Source organism: Allorhizobium undicola ORS 992 = ATCC 700741, assembly GCF_000621665.1.
GTDB lineage: Bacteria > Pseudomonadota > Alphaproteobacteria > Rhizobiales > Rhizobiaceae > Allorhizobium > Allorhizobium undicola.
In genome coordinates this window covers 256,898-275,928 of record NZ_JHXQ01000004.1, presented here as the reverse complement: position 1 = coordinate 275,928, position 19,031 = coordinate 256,898, and the positions used below count along the sequence as shown (strand labels likewise).

Sequence of the window (19,031 nt, the reverse complement as noted above, 5' to 3'; positions counted from 1 at the left end):
GGGAACGAAAGGCGGACGAATCGCTGATAGGCCGGTTCAGCCTTTGTTCATGTCCGCTCCCCTTTTAATATGACAGGAAAAGCTCAATGCATTGAATCGCTTGGCCGGTGTGCCATCGGGTTTTTCCATTGTGACAGGCGTGGAACAAAAAATGCAGCCCTGCATTATGGAGTCGAAAGAAACAGACATCGTCCCGCAAGGGGTTATCGTAGGGAGGGCATTTCATGCTCAGTACAGTTCTTCTCGTCATTCTCATTCTGCTGCTGATTGGTGCGCTGCCGAATTGGGGTTACAGCCGCAGTTGGGGTTACGGTCCTTCCGGCGGTCTGGGTCTTGTCGTTCTCATCATCATCATTCTGCTGCTCATGGGCCGCATATAAGCTGTCCGGGCCGTAAGAAAGGAACATCGTCATGAAAATGAAAGCTGTTGCAGTTGCACTTCTTCTGCCGCTGGTCGCTTCTTGTACGGCCACGGAACGGGGTGCCTCGATCGGCGCGGCCTCCGGCGCAGTCATCGGCGGCGTCGCAACCAATTCCTGGGGCGGAGCGGCGGTTGGCGCCGTTGGCGGCGGGGTGATCGGCGCGCTGATCGGCCAGTCGCATGAGCGCCGCGGCTATTGCATCTATCGCGACCGTTACGGGCATCGCTACGAGGCGCGCTGCCGCTAAAACCTTCAATGGGAAGAAGCCCGCCGGACCGCCTCCGGCGGGTTTCTTTCATGTGGCGCTGGCCAGCATCTTGAAGCCCGCTGCACCGAAGATCAGCGCCATGGCCGCATCCATCGGGCGTTTTGCGCTGGTATAAAGACGGGCGGCGCGCGCGGTGGAAAACAGCAGCGCATAGGCCGAAAATATCGTGAAGCCAGTGGCAAGGCAGCCTCCGACGATCAGCGCCACCGTTGCCGGGGAGGAACCTTCTGGCAGCCCCAGCGAGATTGTCGCTACCCAGCCGAAGATCGCCTTGGGATTGGTGAGGTGGATGGCATAGCCCTTCAAAAAAAGCTGTCTCAGGCTGGCCTGCGGCGCAGCTTGTGGCAGGTCTGCCGAAGATGCGCCTGCAAAAAGGCTGCGCGATGCCTTGTAGGCCAGATAAAGCATGTAGAGCCCGCCGACGATTTTCAGCACTTCGAGGATCTGGCCATATTGCATCAGCAGCGCGGAAAGCCCCATGGCCGCCGCAAGCGCCCAGGTGCAGGACCCGCAGAAAATGCCCAGCATGATGACAAAGGCGCTTTTGCGTCCCCGCTGGATGGCGGTGCTGATAATGGCAATATTGGCAGGGCCGGGGCTGATGACCGCGACCAGATAAAGCATGTAGGCTGCACCGATCTGCGGCAGGTGCTGCATGATGTCCGACATGGGAAACTCCAGAATTTCAGAGCATTTTCAGGAAAAGTAGAAACCGGTTTTCCGTGCGAAAATGTGTAAAAACGCATCGTTACAGCGCCGTGTTTTTATCAAACGCACGGCACTGTAGCGCGCAGTGGCGGGCAAAAAAGTCAAATCTTGTGATCGGTTGCGGGCGTGCGCTTATGGGTGGTGGTTGCCACGCCGCCCATGCGCGGTGTCAGCTCTTGCGCTGGGCGATGAAGCGGGCTGCCTCCATCAGCACGGCGGCCTTTTCGCCATAGGGCTCCAGAAGCGCAACTGCTTCTGCCACGAGGCGGTCCAGTTCAGCCTCGGCCCAGTCCTGTCCCTTCAGCGATACGAGCGTTGCCTTGTTGCGTCCGGCATCCTTGCCGGTCGCCTTGCCCATGGTGGCGGCATCGGCGGTGATGTCGAGAAGATCGTCGGCCAGCTGGAAGGCCCGGCCGACCAGTTCACCGAAGCGGCGCAGCCTTTGCCGGTCCTGCTGGTCTGTACCGGCAATCATGGCGCCGGCCTCGCAGGCAAAGCGCAGCAGGGCGCCGGTTTTCATCGCCTGGAGGGTGACGATTGCCTGCTCATCCGGGGCCTGGCGTTCGGCGGCCAGATCCAGCATCTGCCCGCCTGCCATGCCGCCAAGGCCCGCGGCCCGTGCAAGCGCCAGCACGAGGCTGGCGCGCGCGCCATCGTTAAGCCCGCAGCGGGGATCGGCAATGATGTCGAAGGCAAGGGTCAGCAGGCTGTCGCCCGCCAATATTGCTGTCGCCTCGTCGAAGGCCACATGCACCGTGGGCTGGCCGCGGCGCAGATCGTCGTCGTCCATGGCCGGCAGGTCGTCATGGACCAGCGAATAGCAGTGCAGACATTCCAGCGCGGCTCCCACCCTGAGCGCTGCCTCTTCATTGCCGCCCAGAAGACGGGCGGTTTCCAGAACCAGAAACGGGCGAAGCCGCTTGCCGCCATTGAGTACGGCATGACGCATGGCGGAAAGAAGCTGCTCGGGCCGGGCAATCTCATCGTCCTGCACGGCGGCGCCCAGCAAATCCGCCAGAAGCGCCTGCACACGCGACGCGGCTTCCTGCAAACGATCTTGGAACATCACGGCCTCTTTGCGCCCTTTTCGGGCTGTTTGGTGGGTCGGGGGCTGTTTTGCATGGCCTTGGGTTGGGGGCAATCGAAAATTTATGGCGCAGGCCGTGGACAGGGCGTTGGAAAGATCGGAAAAGCAAAGGGCTCCCTCATGGCGCGCAGACAGGCGCATAATGCCGGGGAGCGGGATTGGTGTCCGGCAAAAGCCCGTGGGGCAACAGGGGCAAGGGGGATATGCTTGACCGTCGATGAGGCGTCCGGTGAACCGCAGCATGGCGCGGCGGAAGAGGAGCGGGAGGAAAGGCGGGTCTTGCTGTCGCGTATTGGAAAGATCCTTCTGGGGCTGGCGCTGCTGCCGCTGGTATTGATGATCCTTTACAGGCCCTCTTTCGTTCACCCCGTGTCCACGCTGATGCTGGCCGATCTTGCCTTGCTGCAAGGCTATGATCGGCAATGGGTGCCGCTCGACAATATTTCCCCCAATCTCATCCGCTCCGTGCTGATGTCGGAAGACGGGCAGTTCTGTTCGCATAACGGGGTGGACTGGGTGCAGATGCGAAGCGTCATCGACGATGCGCTGGATGGCGAGCCGACCCGCGGCGCCAGCACCATCACCATGCAGACCGTAAAAAACCTCTTCCTGTGGAACAGCCGTTCCTTCGTGCGAAAGGGGCTGGAAGTTCCCATGGCGCTTGCCGCAGACCTCGTATGGCCCAAACGCCGGATTCTGGAAATCTATCTGAATGTCGCGGAATGGGGGCCGGGCATTTACGGTATCGAAGCGGCGGCGCAGCACTATTTCAAGGTTCCCGCCGCAAGGCTCACCTCGCGGCAGGCCTCGCTGCTGGCGGTGGTTCTGCCAAATCCCATCACCCGCAATGCCGCCCGGCCCGGAGCAGGCCTGCGAAGGCTCGCAGGCACCGTACAGGGCCGGGCGCGCAACGCGGCGCCCTATGTTGCCTGTATCGAGCGCTAGGTTTAGGTTCGGCTTTGACGTTGCCCGACTGTCGTTCCCTTTGAAGACCGTAGGAAAGGAAGTTATCGTTGTCCGGCCTCATCCTTTATATCGCCAACAAGAACTATTCCTCATGGTCCTTCCGGCCGTGGATGGCCATGACAGGGTGCGGCATCGCCTTCGAGGAGAGGCTGGTGCGTTTCGATTTTCCGGCGGGCAATCCGGATATTCGCGCCATTTCCCCCACGGGGCAGGTACCGGTGCTACAGCACGGCGCGCTGAAGATTTGCGAGTCGCTTGCGATCATCGAATATGTGGCGGAGCTTTTCCCGCAGGCGGGACTCTGGCCGCGGGACGTGGGCCAGCGAGCGCTGGCCCGCGCCTTCTCGATGGAGATGGCAACGGGCTTTCGCGCCCTTCGCAACGCCTGCCCGATGAACATGCGCCGCAAGCCCAGATCCATCGCGCTCCCGGACGGCGTGATGGATAATGTGCGGCGGATCGAGGCTATCTGGACGGAATGCCTCAACCGTTCCGGCGGCCCCTTCCTGTTTGGCGCCTTCAGCGCGGCCGATGCGATGTTCGCGCCGGTGGTCAACCGTTTTTCCAGCTTTCTGCTGACGCGGGATGACACCGCGGCCCGCTACATGCAGGCAATGAGCAGCCATCCCGCCTTTATCCAGTGGCAGGCTGCGGCGCTTCTGGAGCCGTGGATTGTCCCGGAAGACGAAGTGCCCGGCGAGTTGCCCGCTTTGCAGCCATGATTTTGTCCGAACAAGACAGGGCCAAGCTCCTCATAAGAATCAAAAAAATGGGTGGAGGGGCTGGTCAAAGCCGGACTTGGCATGTATAAGCCCGCCAAATTCCGAGATCGATGCGCGTGCCATGCGGCCTCCGCGAGGCCGGAAAGGCGCTTTCGACCGACACCTGGAGTAAATTAAATGGCTGTACCGAAAAGAAAAACGAGCCCGTCCAAGCGCGGTATGCGCCGCTCTGCTGACGCTCTCAAGAACCCGACCTATGTCGAAGACAAGAACTCCGGCGAACTGCGCCGTCCGCATCACATTGACCTGAAGACGGGCATGTATCGCGGTCGCCAGGTTCTGACGCCGAAGGAAAGCGCATAATCCGCGCCTCTTGGCAGACAGTTTAAAGGCCGGGTCGTCCCGGCCTTTTTTATGCCTTTCGTTTGGGTGTTTCCCGCATCTGACGGCCCCCCATTTGAAAGGGAGCCCTCAAAGCTTGTCGAGCTTGCTTTGCAGGTTTCGCAACTGTTCCTTCAATTCATCGATGTCGCTGGCTTCCGGCTTTTTGACTTCCTTCGGTGTCTGCGCTGTCATGAAGGGAGAAAACATCTGCATGGCCTGCTGGAACATTTCGGTGTTGCGCTTGACCTGCTCTTCCATCAATTGCATCGGCGCATGAAGGTTCTTGCCAAGGGGCGTGCCGCCGAAGGCCTTGGTCATCTGCTCACGCATCTGGGCCTGCTGGTCGTTGAAGGCTTTCATCGAATGTTCGAGGAAGCTCGGCACGACCATTTGCATCTGGTCGCCGTAATAGCTGATAAGCTGGCGTAGAAAGGAAATCGGCAGAAGCGTGTTGCTGGTCTTGGCTTCCTGCTCGAAAATGATCTGCGTCAGAACGGAATGGGTAATGTCCTCGCCGGATTTTGCATCCTGAACGGTAAAGTCCTCGCCCCGCTTTACCATTTTCGCCAGATCCTCCAGCGTCACATAGGTGCTGGTTCCGGTGTTGTAGAGGCGGCGATTGGCATATTTCTTGATTATGATTTCGCCATCTGCTTTTGCCATTTTTGTCTCCTGACCCAGAATTGTGATTGTTCTTGCTCTTCCCGTCCACAACCTTATGCGCAAATGCCGTGAATTGACAATTCATTTGTGCGTTGCGGGAACCTGATCCCCAGCGGTGAACAAGTTATTGATTATGCAACCGACGCATGTATAAGGCTCAATCGTCGGGTTTGACTTCTGGTTAAAGCTTTGCCAGTCTCCCGCCAAAGAGGAAAATTCGAGGAGACTTCCAATGACCACGCCATCCATCGTCATCGCCAGCGCTGCCCGCACGGCGGTTGGCTCCTTCAATGGTGCGTTTGCCAATGTTGCCGCTCACGATCTGGGTGCAACGGTCATCAAGGCCGTGCTTGAGCGCGCCGGTGTCGAGGCGGGCGAGGTGGATGAGGTCATTCTCGGACAGATTCTCACGGCGGGACAGGGCCAGAACCCGGCGCGCCAGGCGGCCATGAAGGCCGGAATTCCGCAGGAAAAGACAGCCTGGGGCATGAACCAGCTTTGTGGTTCGGGGCTGCGGGCCGTGGCGCTGGGAATGCAGCAGATCGTTTCCGGCGATGCCGACATCATCGTGGCGGGCGGTCAGGAATCCATGTCCATGGCTCCGCATTGCGCCCACTTGCGCGCCGGTACCAAGATGGGCGACATGAAGATGATCGACACCATGATCAAGGATGGCCTGACGGACGCATTTTATGGCTATCACATGGGCACGACCGCTGAAAACGTGGCCCGCCAATGGCAGTTGAGCCGCGACGAGCAGGATGCTTTTGCCGTTGCCTCGCAAAACAAGGCGGAGGCCGCGCAGGCGGCCGGCAAGTTCAAGGACGAAATCGTTCCCTTCACCGTATCGGGCCGCAAGGGTGACGTGATTGTCGATGCCGACGAATATATCCGTCCCGGCACGACGATCGACAATCTTGCCAAGCTGAAGCCTGCCTTCGACAAGGAAGGCACGGTCACGGCGGGCAATGCCTCCGGCATCAATGACGGTGCGGCCGCTGCCCTGCTGATGACCGAGGCCGAAGCGGTCCGTCGCGGCATTCGTCCGCTGGCGCGCATCGCGTCCTGGGCAACGGCGGGCGTCGATCCCAAGATCATGGGCACCGGCCCGATCCCTGCCTCACGCAAGGCGCTGGAAAAGGCTGGCTGGAAAATCGGCGATCTCGATCTTGTCGAGGCAAATGAAGCTTTTGCCGCGCAGGCCTGCGCCGTCAACAAGGATCTCGGCTGGGATACGTCGATCGTCAACGTCAATGGTGGCGCTATCGCCATCGGCCATCCGGTGGGTGCATCGGGCGCGCGCATTCTCAACACGCTGCTGTTCGAAATGCGTCGTCGCGGTGCAAGCAAGGGCCTTGCAACGCTTTGCATCGGCGGCGGCATGGGCGTGGCCATGTGCCTGGAAGCGCTCTAAGGGCTTGAGGCCTTTTCCCCGTCTGGAATGCCCATGAAATGAACGTCCGGGGAAGCCGGTTTGCGGTTTCCTTTCAGGACATGCTCCAGGCAGGAAAGGCCTAAGCATTTTCAGGAAAGGTGGAACTGCTTTTCCCTGGAAAATACGTAAAATCAGACAGTTAGAGCGGTTCATTGCTTTCGCGAAACGATGAACCGCTCTATCCGGCGAATTGGTTTTCGCTGGATAGATTTTGAGATTTCTCCATCACTGGCAATCGGAACCGGCCTTCGGGGGCGGGCGGGTTTCTGTTGTCTGCGATTACAAAACCCAGAAACGTCGAAGAGGAACGATCCATGAGCAGGGTAGCACTGGTAACGGGGGGAACACGCGGCATTGGTGCGGCAATTTCCGTGGCCTTGAGCAAGGCGGGATACAAGGTTGCCGCCAATTACGCGGGCAATGACGAGAAGGCCAAGGCCTTCGAGGCGGAGACCGGGATTGCGGTGTTTAAATGGGATGTTTCGTCCTATCAGGCCTGCGTGGACGGTATTGCCAAGGTGCAGGAGGCATTGGGGCCGGTCGATATTCTGGTGAACAATGCCGGTATCACGCGCGATGCGATGTTCCACAAGATGACGCCGGAGCAGTGGGGCGAGGTGATCTCCACCAATCTCAGCGGCCTGTTCAACATGACGCATCCGCTGTGGGGCGGTATGCGGGATCGCAGTTTTGGCCGGGTCATCAATATCTCTTCCATCAATGGTCAGAAGGGCCAGATGGGGCAGGTGAATTACTCGGCGGCCAAGGCGGGCGATCTTGGTTTCACCAAGGCGCTGGCGCAGGAAGGGGCGGCGAAAAACATTACGGTCAATGCCATTTGCCCCGGTTATATTGCCACGGAAATGGTGCGCGCCATTCCGGAAAAGGTTCTCGCTGAGCGTATCCTGCCGCAAATTCCGGTGGGACGCCTTGGCGAGCCGGAGGAAATTGCCCGGATCGTGGTGTTCCTGGCTTCCGACGATGCCGGCTTCATCACCGGCTCGACGATTTCGGCCAATGGCGGCCAGTTCTTCGTCTGATCGCCGGGCGGTGGCCCGAAAATCGGGCCGTGGTTTTGGTGACTGCATAATTCCTTAGAGCGGTTCATTGTTTCACGGAAACATTGAACCGCTCTAACTATTTGTTTTTACGCATTTTCAGACGGAAAACCGGTTTCCACTTTTCCTGAAAATGCTCTAAATCAGAATCGATTTAAGGTGAAATTATGCAGCAAATTTAAAATGTTACAGCGCCGTGCGTTTGATAAAACGCACGGCGCTGTAATCCGTGAGCGTCAGTTCTGCTTGAGCGGGGAAATGGCCACTTCCACGCGGCGGTTCTGGGCTCGGCCTTCCGGCGTGGCATTGCTTGCCACCGGCTGGCTGGGGCCAAAGCCCATGGAGGACATGCGGCGCGGATCCACGCCTTGCGATGCCAGGTAATTGGATACCGACTCGGCGCGGCGCTGCGACAGATCCTGATTATGTTGCAGGCTGCCGGTGGAATCGGTGTGGCCGTTCACGTCGATCAGCGTGCGGTTGAACTTCTTCAGCACGATCGCCACCGAATTCAGTGTCGGATAGAAGGGCGGCAGCACCTGATCCTGATCGGTCGGGAAGGTAATATTGGACGGCATGTTCAGGATGATCCGGTCGCCCTGGCGGGTGACGGAGACGCCCGTGCCCTGTAGCTGGGCGCGAAGCTCCGATTCCTGATTGTCCATGTAATTGCCGATGGCACCGCCCGCCAGTGCGCCGATACCGGCGCCGATCAGGGCGGCATCGCGCTTGCCATGGCCACGGCCACCGACGGCCAGACCGCCGAGCGCGCCGACGGTTGCGCCGATCAGCGCGCCGCCTGCGGTGTTCGACATCTTCTGCTCGCCGGTATAGGGATCAGTGGTGGTGCAGGAGGTAAGATAGGTCGCCGTAAGGGCGACAATTGCAAGTCTCTTGATCATTGGTGAGGTTTCCCCGTCATCTTCCGCACCTTCATTTACCATGAATTGCGGCATAAGCGAGGAGGAAGAGATGCGGCGAATTATTCCGCCGCGGTTTTGCGCCCGTAGCGTTTTTCGATGTAATCGATCACCAGCGCCTCGAAGTCTTCGGCAATGCGCGGACCGCGCAAGGTGAGTGCCTTTTCGCCGTCGATAAACACCGGCGCGGCGGGATTTTCGCCGGTTCCGGGCAGGGAAATGCCAATATCTGCATGTTTGCTTTCGCCCGGCCCGTTGACGATGCAGCCCATGACGGCAACGTTCAAGCCCTCGACACCGGGATATTTCTCGCGCCAGACGGGCATGTTCTTGCGAATGTCGTCCTGGATCTTCTGGGCCAGTTCCTGAAACACCGTGGATGTGGTGCGCCCGCAGCCCGGACAGGCCGCAACGACGGGAATGAACTGGCGAAAGCCCATGACCTGCAACAATTCCTGCGCCACCTGCACCTCACGGGTGCGGTCGCCGTTCGGTTCCGGCGTCAGGGATACGCGGATGGTATCGCCAATGCCCTGCTGCAAGACATAGCCCATGGCGGCGGACGAGGCGACGATGCCCTTCGATCCCATGCCCGCTTCCGTCAGCCCCAGATGCAGCGCGTGATCGGAGCGTTCCGACAGCATGGAATAGACGGCAATCAGATCCTGGACCTGACTGACCTTGGCCGAGAGGATGATACGATTGCGCGGCAGGCCGATTTCCTCGGCAAGTTCCGCCGAGAGCAGGGCGGATTGGCAGATGGCCTCATGCATGACCTGCCGGGCCGAGAGCGGCGAGCCGTTCTTCTGGTTCTCGTCCATCAGCCGGGTCAGCAGGTCCTGGTCCAGCGATCCCCAGTTCACGCCGATGCGCACCGGCTTGTCGTAGCGGATGGCCATTTCGACGATTTCGGCGAATTGCTTGTCCTTCTTGTCCTTGAAACCGACATTGCCGGGATTGATGCGATATTTCGCCAAAGCTTCGGCACAGGCCGGATGATCGGCCAGCAGCTTGTGGCCGATATAATGGAAGTCACCGACAAGCGGCACATCCATGCCCAGCCGCAGCAGGCGTTCGCGGATCTTTGGAACGGCAGCAGCGCTTTCATCGCGATCGACGGTGATGCGCACGATTTCCGATCCCGAACGGAAGAGGGCGGCAACTTGTGCCACCGTGGCATCCACATCGGCGGTATCGGTATTGGTCATGGACTGGACGACAACCGGCGCACCGCCTCCGACGATGACGCCGCCCACATCGACGGCAACGGAGGCGCGGCGGGGTTTCGGCTCGTAATCTGCGGCAGACGCCATGGCGGTCCATCTCTTTTCAGGCTGTTTGCTTTCAGGTGGATCAATCACGCCGCCTTGTCAACAGCATGACGGTATCACATTTCCTGCGTGGCTTTGCCGCCTTGCGGCGGCGATTGCCTCTCTGCGTGCCTGGCAAGGCCGGAAAGGAGCAGCACGACGGCCAGCAGTATCGGCATTGCGCGAAAGACCAGACCAAGCGAGCTGTGATCGGCGATGAAGCCGATCAGCGAGGGCGCCACCAGAATGCCGGAATAGCCCATGGTGGTGACAATGGACAGTCCAACGCCCGCAGCAAGCCCCGGCAGGTTGCCTGCGGCGGAAAAGGCGATGGGCACGAGATTGGATATGCCGATGCCCGCCAGCGCAAAACCGGCGATGCCGAGGATTATATTGTCGGCATAGCCGATGACGATCAGGCCTGCCATGGCCAATACCGCGCAGGCGCGCAACGTCGCGACCGCACCGAAGCGATCGCGCACCAGGTCTCCGGCAAAACGCATCACGGCCATGGTGAGTGAAAAGGCGGCATAACCATAGCCGGAAAGCGCAAGGTCGGCGCCCCGCTCCCGGCTGAGATAAAGCGCTCCCCAATCCAGCACCGCGCCTTCCGGGATCATGGAAAACAGTGCAACGATGCCAATGAGCCATGGCAAGGGTGTCATGGGCAGCAGCTTGCGTCCGGGAACGGCATTTGCCGTGGAGCCCTGATCGTGATGGAGCATCGGCCAGGCAAGGGCAACCATGATGCCTGCAAGCATCGCCACGAGAAAGGCATGGCCAACCGCCCCGACCGAGACGAGAGCGAGGCCGGAAAGGCCCGCCCCCAGCAGGCCGCCAAGGCTCCAGAAGGCATGGCAGGACGACATGATGGCGCGTCCCATGGCCTTTTCGGTTTCCACGGCATTTGCATTCATGGCCACGTCCATGGCCCCGGTCAGGCCGCCGAACAGGAAAAGGGCAATTGCGGCCAGCGCAAGATCGGGTGCCAGCACCACTGCCGGCAAGGCCGGGAGAAAGAGCAGGCTTGTCACGATGCTGACACTGCGGGAGCCTGCCCGCGCAATCCGGCCTCCGGCAATCGGCATCATGGTGACGGATCCGAGACCGAAAACGAGAATCATCAGGCCGAGCAAGCTTTCGCTGAGATCGAGTCGCAGGGCAAGAAGCGGGATCTGGCTGGCCCACGAGCCGATGACGAAGCCATTGCATAGAAACAGCAAAGATACGGCCGTTCTTGCGCGGGTAATATACGGGGTCATGCTTCCTCCCATTCGGTGTGGCGGGAGGATAGTGCAGCCCTTTTCCGGCGCAACGTCCCGACCGGGGCGGCAGGCTCACATTTTATGTGCGGGCGAAAGGATTGCCGTGGGTTTTAATTGCTTGCCTGAGCGGGAAAAGGCCACGGCTACCATGGATTGCCGGAATTTGGGGAAGGTTCTCCCGCTGGGCGACAGGTAAGGACGCTCTGTCATTGACGCCAGAACCACCGTTGTCTAAGGGATGAAGCTAAATTGCGTCAAGTCCGGTTGTGATCAGACCGTTGAGCCCGAAAGATCTGATGACGGTAGAAATTATTGGGCGCGCTTGTGCCGCGCCGGGAGCCGCTTCTCCCGAAGAGCTTTTCACTTTGCTGCGCAATCGCGCCTGCACGGTTTCGACCGTTCCGCGCGATCGTTGGGACATTGCGCGCTACTGGCATCCGGAAATCGGCATCCCAGGCAAGTATTACACCTTTGCAGCCGGCGTGCTGGAGGGAATCTACGATTTCGATCCGGGCCTGTTCGGCATGTCGCGTCGCGAAGCGGCCTTCATGGATCCGCAGCAGCGCATTCTGCTGGAACTGACGTGGCGGGCGCTGGAAGACGCCAATATTCCCGCCAGCAGCCTGCATGGCGAAAATGTTGCCGTCTATGTCGGGGCATCCAACATCGACCACGCCAACCTTGCGGCGGAAGATCCGGCGGGCCCCGGCCCGCATTTCATGACGGGAAACACGCTGTCGGTCATTTCCAACCGCATCTCGCATGTCTTCGGGCTGAACGGTCCAAGCCTCACGGTGGATACGGCCTGCTCCTCTTCGCTGGTGGCGCTGGATCATGCCGTGAAATCCATCAATTCCGGCCTGGTGGATACCGCCATCGTGGCGGGCGTCAATGTGCTGGTGCACCCGCTGCCTTTCGTGGGTTTCGCGCAGGCGCGGATGCTTTCCATCGACGGGTTGTGCAAGGCCTATTCCAATGACGGTATAGGCTATGTGCGCGCCGAGGGTGCAGCTGTTCTGGTGCTGCGCAGCAGCGCGCGCGCCGCCCGTGAGGGCGATCGCAGCCACGCCACCATCATGGCGAGTGGCATCAATGCGGCGGGCCGCACCAACGGCATTTCGCTTCCCTCCCGCGAGGCGCAGGCGGTGCTGCTGCGCGCCGTCTATGACGGCAACGGGCTTGATCCGGAACGGCTGGCCTTCGTCGAAGGCCATGGTACGGGCACCAAGGTCGGCGATCCGGCAGAAGTCTGGTCGCTTGGAACCGTCATCGGTCAGCGGCGCAAGGAGCCGGTTCTCGTCGGCTCGATCAAGAGCAATATCGGGCATTCCGAACCGGCATCGGGCCTCTTGGGCGTGATGAAGGCGATGATGGCGCTGGAGCAGGACTACCTGCCCGCCTCTCTGCATTGCGATGAGCTGAACGACGCCATCGATTTCGAAGGCCTGAATGTGCGGGTGGCCCGTGAAGGGGTGACGCTGGAGCGCGGCGTCATACCGCGTCTTGCCGGGATCAATTCCTTCGGTTTTGGCGGTGCCAATGCCCATATCGTCATTGCCGATCCCGCAGCCCCCGCAGAGGTGGCGGAGGTGCCGGACGAACCCCTCTTCCTTGCCAGCGCCCATACGGCCGAAAGCCTGAAGCGACTTGTCGCGGATTACCACGCAAGACTGGCCGAAGAGACTGACCCGCGCCGGCAGGCGGCGCTGCTTTCGGCGGCTGCCGCCAATCGTGCGCCGCTTCGCCACCGCTTCGTTGCCAAGGGCACGCCACAGGCCATTGCCTCTGCCATGGCCGAGCGGCTGGAAACCGGCAAGACCGGCGGCGAGGTGGGTGAAAGCCATTCGCGTCAGGGCAAGCTTGCCTATGTCTATTCCGGCAACGGCTCGCAATGGGCGGGCATGGGCGTGGACGCCTATCGCCAGAACAGCCTCTTCCGGGAGAGCTTCGACCGTGTCTCGCAACTCTTCCGCCGTCATTCGGCAACCGATCTGACCGTAGCCCTGCATGACGAGGCACTGGAGGGCAAGCTTGGCGACACCCGCCTTGCCCAGCCGCTGCTGTTTGCCATTCAGGTGGCGCTCACCGATGCGCTGAACGCAGGGGGGCTCACGCCGACGGCGGTCTACGGCCATTCGGTCGGGGAGGTCGCCGCGGCCTATGCATCCGGTGCGCTATCGCTTGAGGATGCCGTGTCCGTCATTGCCAAGCGTTCGCTGCATCAGGCGGTGCTGGCCGGTGAAGGCACCATGGCGGCATTGAAGCTTGGCGACAAGGCGGCCCGCGAGCTGCTGGAGGCGCTTGGATTGGAAAGTCTCGTGGTGGCGGCGGTGAATGCCCCCAATTCCGTGACCATTTCCGGTGCGCGTGAAGACATCGTTGCGCTGAAGGAGGCCGCCCGCAAGCGCAAGATCCCCGCGCAGGTTCTGGAAATCGATTATCCTTTCCACCATCCGCTGATCGACAAGGCCAAGGCTGCCTTCTTCGCGGATGCACCGCAAATCGCGCCCCGCAAGAGCACGCTTTCCTTTATATCCACCGTCACCGGCGGCGTACTGGAGGGCGAGCGGCTGGATGCGGAATACTGGTGGCGCAACGTGCGCCAGCCGGTGCAGTTCAACGGCGCCACCGAAGCCGCGCTCGCCCTTGGCTGTAGCGTCTTCCTCGAGATTTCGCCCCGCGCCATTCTGGGTGGTTACGTGGCGGATACGGCGCAGCAACTGTCTTCGCCGGTCAATGTCGTGGCGACGCTCAGCCGCGATGCACCCGCCGAGGGGATCGACCCTGTGGCGCAATCACTGGCGCGCGCCATCGCCAATGGTGCGAGCGCCGACGAGGCCCGGATTTTCGGCGCAAGACAGGCGGCGCTGAAGCTGCCCGGTCTGCCCTTTGAAAAGACACCGATCCACCCTGATCCGACCACCGATCGCGCCGACCTTTATGGGCGCTATTCGGATGGCGCCTATCATATGCATGGCTGGCGGGTCGATCCGAATGCGCCGCATTGGAAGAACCATCTGGATGCAAGGCTCTTTCCCGACCTCGCCGAGCATGTGGTGGACGGACGCGCCATTCTGCCGGGCAGCGGTTTTCTCGAAATCGCGCTTGCGGCGGGAAGGGTGCATTTCGGCTCCGATGCGCTGGAAATTTCCAATGTCGAAATCCTGCGGCCGCTGGAACTCAGCGACAGCCGCATGGTGGAGCTGTCAACGCTGATTTCGCCGGAGACGGGCGATATGCAGATCCGCTCCCGCGAGCGGCTGAGCGATGACGACTGGACTTTGCACGCCGTGGCGCGGCTGCGCAAGCTGACGGCCTCGGAAGAGGCGGAGGAACCGGATTTCGACCTCAGCGCGCCGGAGTCGGAAGTGGATGCCGCCGCCGCCTATCGCACGGCCAGGAGCTTCGGGCTGGATTACGGCCCCCGCTTCCGCTTGCTGGAGCGGGCCGTGCTGCATGGCGAGCGGCTGGTGGAGGTCTTCCTGCACGAGGCAGCAAGCCCCGGCCACCCGCTGGTGTCCTTCCATCTCAATCCCATGAGTGTCGATGCCGTGTTCCACGGCCTTGTGGCGCTATTTGGCCGCCTGAGCGGCGAAAGCGGCGGTGCGCCCTACATTCCGGTGCGTTTTGGCCGTGTCGTCAGCCGCAGGCTGGGCCAGCCCGTGCAAAGGGCCGTCATCGAGATCGAGCGGATCAGCCCCACGTCCATCAAGGCGAATTTCCATCTCTATGATGGTGAGGGCAGGCTGGTGGCAAGCCTCGGAGAGAGCCGCTTCCGCCGGACCTTCCTGAAACAGCACAAGTCCCTGGAGACCCTTGCCTTCCACTATGAGGCCGTACCGGTGACGGGCATGGGTGGGGCCGAGGTCGAACTGCTGGCCTCCGACAATCTGGCAACCCGGCTTTTCGCGTCTGCCAACGCCGAGGCGGACAATGCCACCCTGCTCATTCAGGCCGCGACCTTCAGCGCGATCTACGGCATTGCCCGGCTGTTGCAAACCAATGACCGGATCAGTCTCAACGACCTGCCGCAGGGAGAAAAGCTGCGGCCCTTCCTGGTCAACTGCCTGCATCTTCTGGCAGACGGTGGCTTTGCCGCCTTCGACGACGGCGTCTGGACACTCGATGCCGATGCGCCCCTGCCGCCCGCCGGGGAGTTGTTGCAGGAGCTTTATCGCGATCATGGTGCGCGCACCGTCGAACTGGTGATGATCAACGATGTCTATCGCGGCATTTGCGACATGCTGACATCCGGTGCGGCCGATCCGTCTGTGCAGGCCTCGGGGCCTTTGTCCGATGCCACGATCGAGCATTTCGCCGTGCATTCGCCGCTGGCGCGGACGCGCATCGATGTCCTGGCCGCAGCGCTCGACGCCCGGCTTGCCGAAATGGCCGAGGACCAGCCTTTGCATGTGCTGGAGCTAGGCTCGATTTCCGTGCATGTCAGCCGCAAGCTTGCCGGGCAGATCTGTCGGCGCGGCGGCATCCTCACCATCTTCGAGCCGGAGGGTGGAGCGCGCCGCAATCTGGAACTTGCCTTTGAAAACGATCCCGGCGTGCGGGTGATCGGTGAGGCCGGGCTGGACGGTCTGTCAGGGCTTTGCCTGGTGGTCAGCGGCAGCGAGGGTCTTCGGGAACTCATCGAGGGGGAGCAGGCGGCACGTTTGCGCGGCACGCTTCTTGCAAAAGTGCCTGCGCTGCTTGCGGTGCAGACGCAGCCCAATGTCTTTGCCGATTTCGTCTTTGGACTTTCGGATGGCTGGTTCCTGCCCGGTGGTTTGCAGCAATTTCCACTTGGCCGCATCGCGGATGCGACAAGCTGGATCAAGCTGCTGGAAGGCCTTGGCTTTTCGGCGGAAGCAGAAACGCTGAAGACGGCAGGCGGCGGGCTGATCGGCCTTGCGGCACAGCGCCGTCAGCCGGTGGCCTCACAGGCTGCGGATGCGGTTTCCGTCTCCGGACCGGTGCTTGTGCTGCATGATGGCGTGCTGGAGCCGGGCGCTGTTGCGGCGGCAATCCGCGCTTTGGGCGGCACGGGCTTGAGCGCCCTTGCGCTGAGCGGCGACGAGCAGATCGATCAGGACGCCTTGCAGGCGGCGCTGGCAAATGCGGCTCCAGAGCTTGCGGGCATCGTCTTCCTCTCCGCCGAGCCCGGCATGGAGGGTGATCCGTCGCTTGTGCTGCAAAATCGCGTTCTTTCTCTCAGCACGCTTTGCCTTGGCTGGAATGAAGCCCCGCAGGGCGCGGGCGGCAAGCCGCTGAAGCTGGTCATGGTGGCTCCCGGCGGTGCGCCGGTCATCGGTACGGCATCAGGCGCCTTTGCAAGCCCTGTCAATGCCGGCCTTTGGGCCTTTGCGCGTGTGCTGCGCAATGAATTCGACTTCCTCGACATGGTGGCGGTGGATACCGGCCCTTCCAAGAATGCGCCGGAGATCATGCTGGACCACGGCCTGCGGCTTCTGGCTCGCGGGCATGGGGCCCGTGAAATTCTGGCCGATTCGCTGAGTGGCGCCTGGCGGGAGCTGCGCGCTGTTCCCGGCCCGCTGCCGCAGGCCCGCCGCATGACGGCGGCCTATGAGGCGGCGACCATTCGCCAGCAGGCGCCCTCGCAAGTCACCAGCATTCATTGGGAAAGTGCTGCCGTGCCGGTTCCCGGCCCGCGCGATGTGGTGGTTAAGACCGCCGCCACCGGCCTGAACTTCCGCGATGTCATGTGGGCCATGGGCTTGTTGCCGGAAGAAGCGCTGGAAGACGGTTTTGCAGGCGCGTCCATCGGCATGGAATTTTCCGGTGAAGTCGTCGCAACCGGTTCGCAGGTCGATGATCTGCGACCCGGCGACAAGGTCATGGCAATCGCCGCCCATGCCTTCTCCACCCATGTCAAGGTGGATCGGGCCGGTGTGGCGCGGTTGCCTGCTGGTGTGGATCCGGTTTCGGCGGCCAGCATTCCGGTGGTTTTCCTCACGGCCTATTATGCCATGCATGAGCTTGGCCGCATTCGCGCCGGTGAAACCATTCTCATCCACGGTGCCGCAGGCGGCGTGGGGCTTGCCGCCCTTCAGGTGGCCAAGCATTTCGGCGCAACCGTGATTGCCACGGCAGGCACACGCGAAAAGCGCGCCTTCCTGGAAACGCTGGGTGCGGACCATGTGTTCGACAGCCGCTCGCTCGGTTTCGTCGAGGATGTGCGCCGCGTTACCGGCGGTGAAGGGGTGGATCTGGTGCTGAACTCGCTGTTTGGCGAGGCAATGGAAAAATCCCTGTCGCTGGTCAAGCCGTTCGGCCGCTTCCTTGAACTGGGCAAGCGCGATTATTATGCCGACAGCAAGATCGGGCTGCGGCCTTTCCGCCGTAATATCAGCTATTTCGGCATCGATGCGGATCAGTTGCTGGTTTTCCAGCAGGATCTCTCCCGGCGCCTGCTCGGCGAAATCGGCAGGCTCTTCGAGGAGGGTGTGTTTACGCCCCTGCCGTTCCGCGCCTTCGAGCATGACGAGATTGGCGATGCCTTCCGCCTGATGCAGAATGCCGGCCATATCGGCAAGATCGTGGTGCTGCCACCGGTTGCAGGCCATGACAGCGTGGTGGCAAGGGTCGCTTCCGGCAGGAAGGTCGATCCGGACGGGATGCATCTGGTGGTGGGTGGCATTGGCGGGTTCGGGCTTGCCACGGCCGACTGGCTGGTGCAGCAGGGCGCGCGGCATGTGGCGCTTTCCACCCGCCGCGGCGTGGCTGATGAGGATACCAAAGCCGCCGTGGCGCGCTGGGCCGAACTTGGCGTTACCGCGCATATTCACGCCTGCGACGTGACGAAGGTGGCGGAGGTGGAAGCCCTGCTGGCAAGACTGCGCGGCATCGCTCCGCTGAAAACGGTCATCCACGCGGCCATGGTTCTGGATGATGCCTTCCTCTCCAACCTCAACCGCGAGCGCAACCGCCCGGTCATCGACGTCAAGGCTGCGGGCGCCACGCTGCTGGATCGGCTGACGCGGCAAGACAGGCTGGACAATTTCATCCTGTTTTCATCGGTCACGACGCTGGTTGGCAGTCCCGGACAGGGCAATTACGTTGCGGCCAATGGCTTCCTTGAAGGGCTGGCCCGCTCACGCCGGGCGCAGGGCCTGCCTGCTCTGGCCGTCGGTTTCGGCGCCATTGCCGATGCGGGCTATCTGGCCCGCAACATGGAGGTGAATGAACGGCTGGGACGGCGCATCGGCAAGACAGCTCTTGGCGCATATGAGGCATTGAGCGGCGTAGAGGCCTATCTTTCCATGCAGCCGGTTGAGGCCGATGCGGCGGTGGTGACGATTTCCGATTTCGACTGGGCAACGGCGCAATCGCTGCGGGTTATCCGGGAGGATCTGTTCGAAGTGGTGATGCGCCGCGTTGGGCAGATTTCAAGCGGCACCGAGGGCGGCGACATCGATCTTCTGGCGCTGGTGGAGGGCAAGGCCCCCGCGCAAGCGCAGGAAGCGTTGTTTGCCATTCTGGCGGCCTCGATTGCCGAAACGCTGCGTGTGCCGAAGGAAACGGTTTTGCTGGACAGCGTGTTGAAGGAAATCGGCCTGGACAGCCTGATGGCCGTGGAACTGGGCATGAGCTTCGAGCAGATGACCGGCTTCGAGATTCCCCTCAGCAGTCTGGGCGACAGCGCAACCGTTGGCGACGTGACGCGACGTCTTTACGAAAAAGTCAGTGCCCGCAGCCGTTCCGGTGAAGACGAGCCGGATGCGCCTGCCGAGGCAAGGATCATGGATGAATTGAGCCGCCGCCATACGAGTCAGGCCGGGTAAGGCCGTTCTGTGCCGGAATTTGACATTCCG

At 61.3% G+C, this 19,031-nt stretch carries 14 protein-coding genes; 8 read left to right on the top strand and 6 right to left on the bottom strand.

Annotation, left to right across the window (positions count from 1 at the left end; all coding sequences use genetic code 11):
• The first annotated feature begins 224 nt into the window (after positions 1 to 224).
• The gene (locus T424_RS21985; protein ID WP_084268410.1) at positions 225 to 380 is read left to right on the top strand and encodes a DUF3309 family protein; all 156 of its coding nucleotides are present in this window, start codon (positions 225 to 227) and stop codon (positions 378 to 380) included.
• Positions 381 to 417: 37 nt separating this feature from the next.
• Entirely contained in the window at positions 418 to 669 is a 252-nt protein-coding gene (locus T424_RS0106875; RefSeq protein WP_154664827.1) for a YMGG-like glycine zipper-containing protein, read from the top strand.
• Positions 670 to 717: 48 nt separating this feature from the next.
• On the opposite strand, the gene T424_RS0106870 is transcribed toward T424_RS0106875, so the two are convergent.
• Both T424_RS0106870 and T424_RS0106865 read right to left on the bottom strand, forming a co-directional pair.
• A complete protein-coding gene (locus T424_RS0106870; protein WP_027487083.1) occupies positions 718 to 1,359 on the bottom strand; it encodes a LysE family translocator in 642 nt (213 codons plus the stop codon).
• Between the two features lie 208 nt (positions 1,360 to 1,567).
• Entirely contained in the window at positions 1,568 to 2,464 is an 897-nt protein-coding gene (locus tag T424_RS0106865) for a polyprenyl synthetase family protein (RefSeq protein ID WP_037066828.1), read from the bottom strand.
• Between the two features lie 300 nt (positions 2,465 to 2,764).
• Between T424_RS0106865 and mtgA the strand changes: the two genes are divergently transcribed.
• From mtgA to rpmF, 3 genes are all read left to right on the top strand, one after another.
• Positions 2,765 to 3,430, top strand: a complete 666-nt coding sequence (gene mtgA / locus T424_RS0106855) for a monofunctional biosynthetic peptidoglycan transglycosylase (RefSeq protein ID WP_027487081.1) — start codon at positions 2,765 to 2,767, stop codon at positions 3,428 to 3,430.
• Positions 3,431 to 3,498: 68 nt separating this feature from the next.
• Positions 3,499 to 4,173 (top strand): glutathione S-transferase family protein, encoded by a 675-nt coding sequence (locus T424_RS0106850; protein ID WP_027487080.1) that lies wholly within the window; start codon positions 3,499 to 3,501, stop codon positions 4,171 to 4,173.
• Positions 4,174 to 4,350: 177 nt separating this feature from the next.
• Positions 4,351 to 4,536: a 50S ribosomal protein L32 gene (rpmF, locus tag T424_RS0106845; RefSeq protein WP_027487079.1), complete on the top strand. Its 186-nt coding sequence runs from the start codon at positions 4,351 to 4,353 to the stop codon at positions 4,534 to 4,536.
• A gap of 108 nt (positions 4,537 to 4,644) precedes the next feature.
• On the opposite strand, the gene phaR is transcribed toward rpmF, so the two are convergent.
• A complete protein-coding gene (gene phaR / locus T424_RS0106840) occupies positions 4,645 to 5,220 on the bottom strand; it encodes a polyhydroxyalkanoate synthesis repressor PhaR (RefSeq protein WP_027487078.1) in 576 nt (191 codons plus the stop codon).
• Positions 5,221 to 5,452: 232 nt separating this feature from the next.
• Between phaR and T424_RS0106835 the strand changes: the two genes are divergently transcribed.
• Positions 5,453 to 6,634: an acetyl-CoA C-acetyltransferase gene (locus tag T424_RS0106835; protein WP_027487077.1), complete on the top strand. Its 1,182-nt coding sequence runs from the start codon at positions 5,453 to 5,455 to the stop codon at positions 6,632 to 6,634.
• Positions 6,635 to 6,969: 335 nt separating this feature from the next.
• Positions 6,970 to 7,695 carry a beta-ketoacyl-ACP reductase gene (phbB, locus tag T424_RS0106830; protein WP_027487076.1) on the top strand — a complete coding sequence of 242 codons (726 nt, stop codon included), beginning with the start codon at positions 6,970 to 6,972 and terminating at the stop codon, positions 7,693 to 7,695.
• Between the two features lie 254 nt (positions 7,696 to 7,949).
• Here the strand turns inward: phbB and T424_RS0106825 are convergent, their stop codons facing one another.
• From T424_RS0106825 to T424_RS0106815, 3 genes are all read right to left on the bottom strand, one after another.
• Positions 7,950 to 8,615: an OmpA family protein gene (locus T424_RS0106825; RefSeq protein ID WP_027487075.1), complete on the bottom strand. Its 666-nt coding sequence runs from the start codon at positions 8,613 to 8,615 to the stop codon at positions 7,950 to 7,952.
• Positions 8,616 to 8,695: 80 nt separating this feature from the next.
• Positions 8,696 to 9,946: a flavodoxin-dependent (E)-4-hydroxy-3-methylbut-2-enyl-diphosphate synthase gene (gene ispG, locus T424_RS0106820; RefSeq protein ID WP_027487074.1), complete on the bottom strand. Its 1,251-nt coding sequence runs from the start codon at positions 9,944 to 9,946 to the stop codon at positions 8,696 to 8,698.
• A gap of 74 nt (positions 9,947 to 10,020) precedes the next feature.
• On the bottom strand, positions 10,021 to 11,205 hold the full coding sequence (locus tag T424_RS0106815) for an MFS transporter (RefSeq protein WP_245269455.1): 1,185 nt from the start codon (positions 11,203 to 11,205) through the stop codon (positions 10,021 to 10,023).
• A 299-nt stretch (positions 11,206 to 11,504) separates the two neighbouring features.
• On the opposite strand from T424_RS0106815, the gene T424_RS0106810 reads away from it, so the two are divergent.
• Positions 11,505 to 19,001, top strand: coding sequence for a type I polyketide synthase (locus T424_RS0106810; protein WP_027487072.1), 7,497 nt, complete (start codon positions 11,505 to 11,507; stop codon positions 18,999 to 19,001).
• Positions 19,002 to 19,031 lie beyond the last annotated feature (30 nt).

Coding starts and splice junctions, on each gene's coding strand:
- T424_RS0106835 (WP_027487077.1), top strand. CDS start 5,453: ATGACCACGCCATCCATCGTCATCGCCAGCGCTGCCCGCACGGCGGTT.
- ispG (WP_027487074.1), bottom strand. CDS start 9,946: ATGGCGTCTGCCGCAGATTACGAGCCGAAACCCCGCCGCGCCTCCGTT.
- T424_RS0106865 (WP_037066828.1), bottom strand. CDS start 2,464: ATGTTCCAAGATCGTTTGCAGGAAGCCGCGTCGCGTGTGCAGGCGCTT.
- T424_RS21985 (WP_084268410.1), top strand. CDS start 225: ATGCTCAGTACAGTTCTTCTCGTCATTCTCATTCTGCTGCTGATTGGT.
- T424_RS0106825 (WP_027487075.1), bottom strand. CDS start 8,615: ATGATCAAGAGACTTGCAATTGTCGCCCTTACGGCGACCTATCTTACC.
- rpmF (WP_027487079.1), top strand. CDS start 4,351: ATGGCTGTACCGAAAAGAAAAACGAGCCCGTCCAAGCGCGGTATGCGC.
- T424_RS0106815 (WP_245269455.1), bottom strand. CDS start 11,205: ATGACCCCGTATATTACCCGCGCAAGAACGGCCGTATCTTTGCTGTTT.
- T424_RS0106810 (WP_027487072.1), top strand. CDS start 11,505: ATGACGGTAGAAATTATTGGGCGCGCTTGTGCCGCGCCGGGAGCCGCT.
- phbB (WP_027487076.1), top strand. CDS start 6,970: ATGAGCAGGGTAGCACTGGTAACGGGGGGAACACGCGGCATTGGTGCG.
- phaR (WP_027487078.1), bottom strand. CDS start 5,220: ATGGCAAAAGCAGATGGCGAAATCATAATCAAGAAATATGCCAATCGC.
- T424_RS0106875 (WP_154664827.1), top strand. CDS start 418: ATGAAAGCTGTTGCAGTTGCACTTCTTCTGCCGCTGGTCGCTTCTTGT.
- T424_RS0106870 (WP_027487083.1), bottom strand. CDS start 1,359: ATGTCGGACATCATGCAGCACCTGCCGCAGATCGGTGCAGCCTACATG.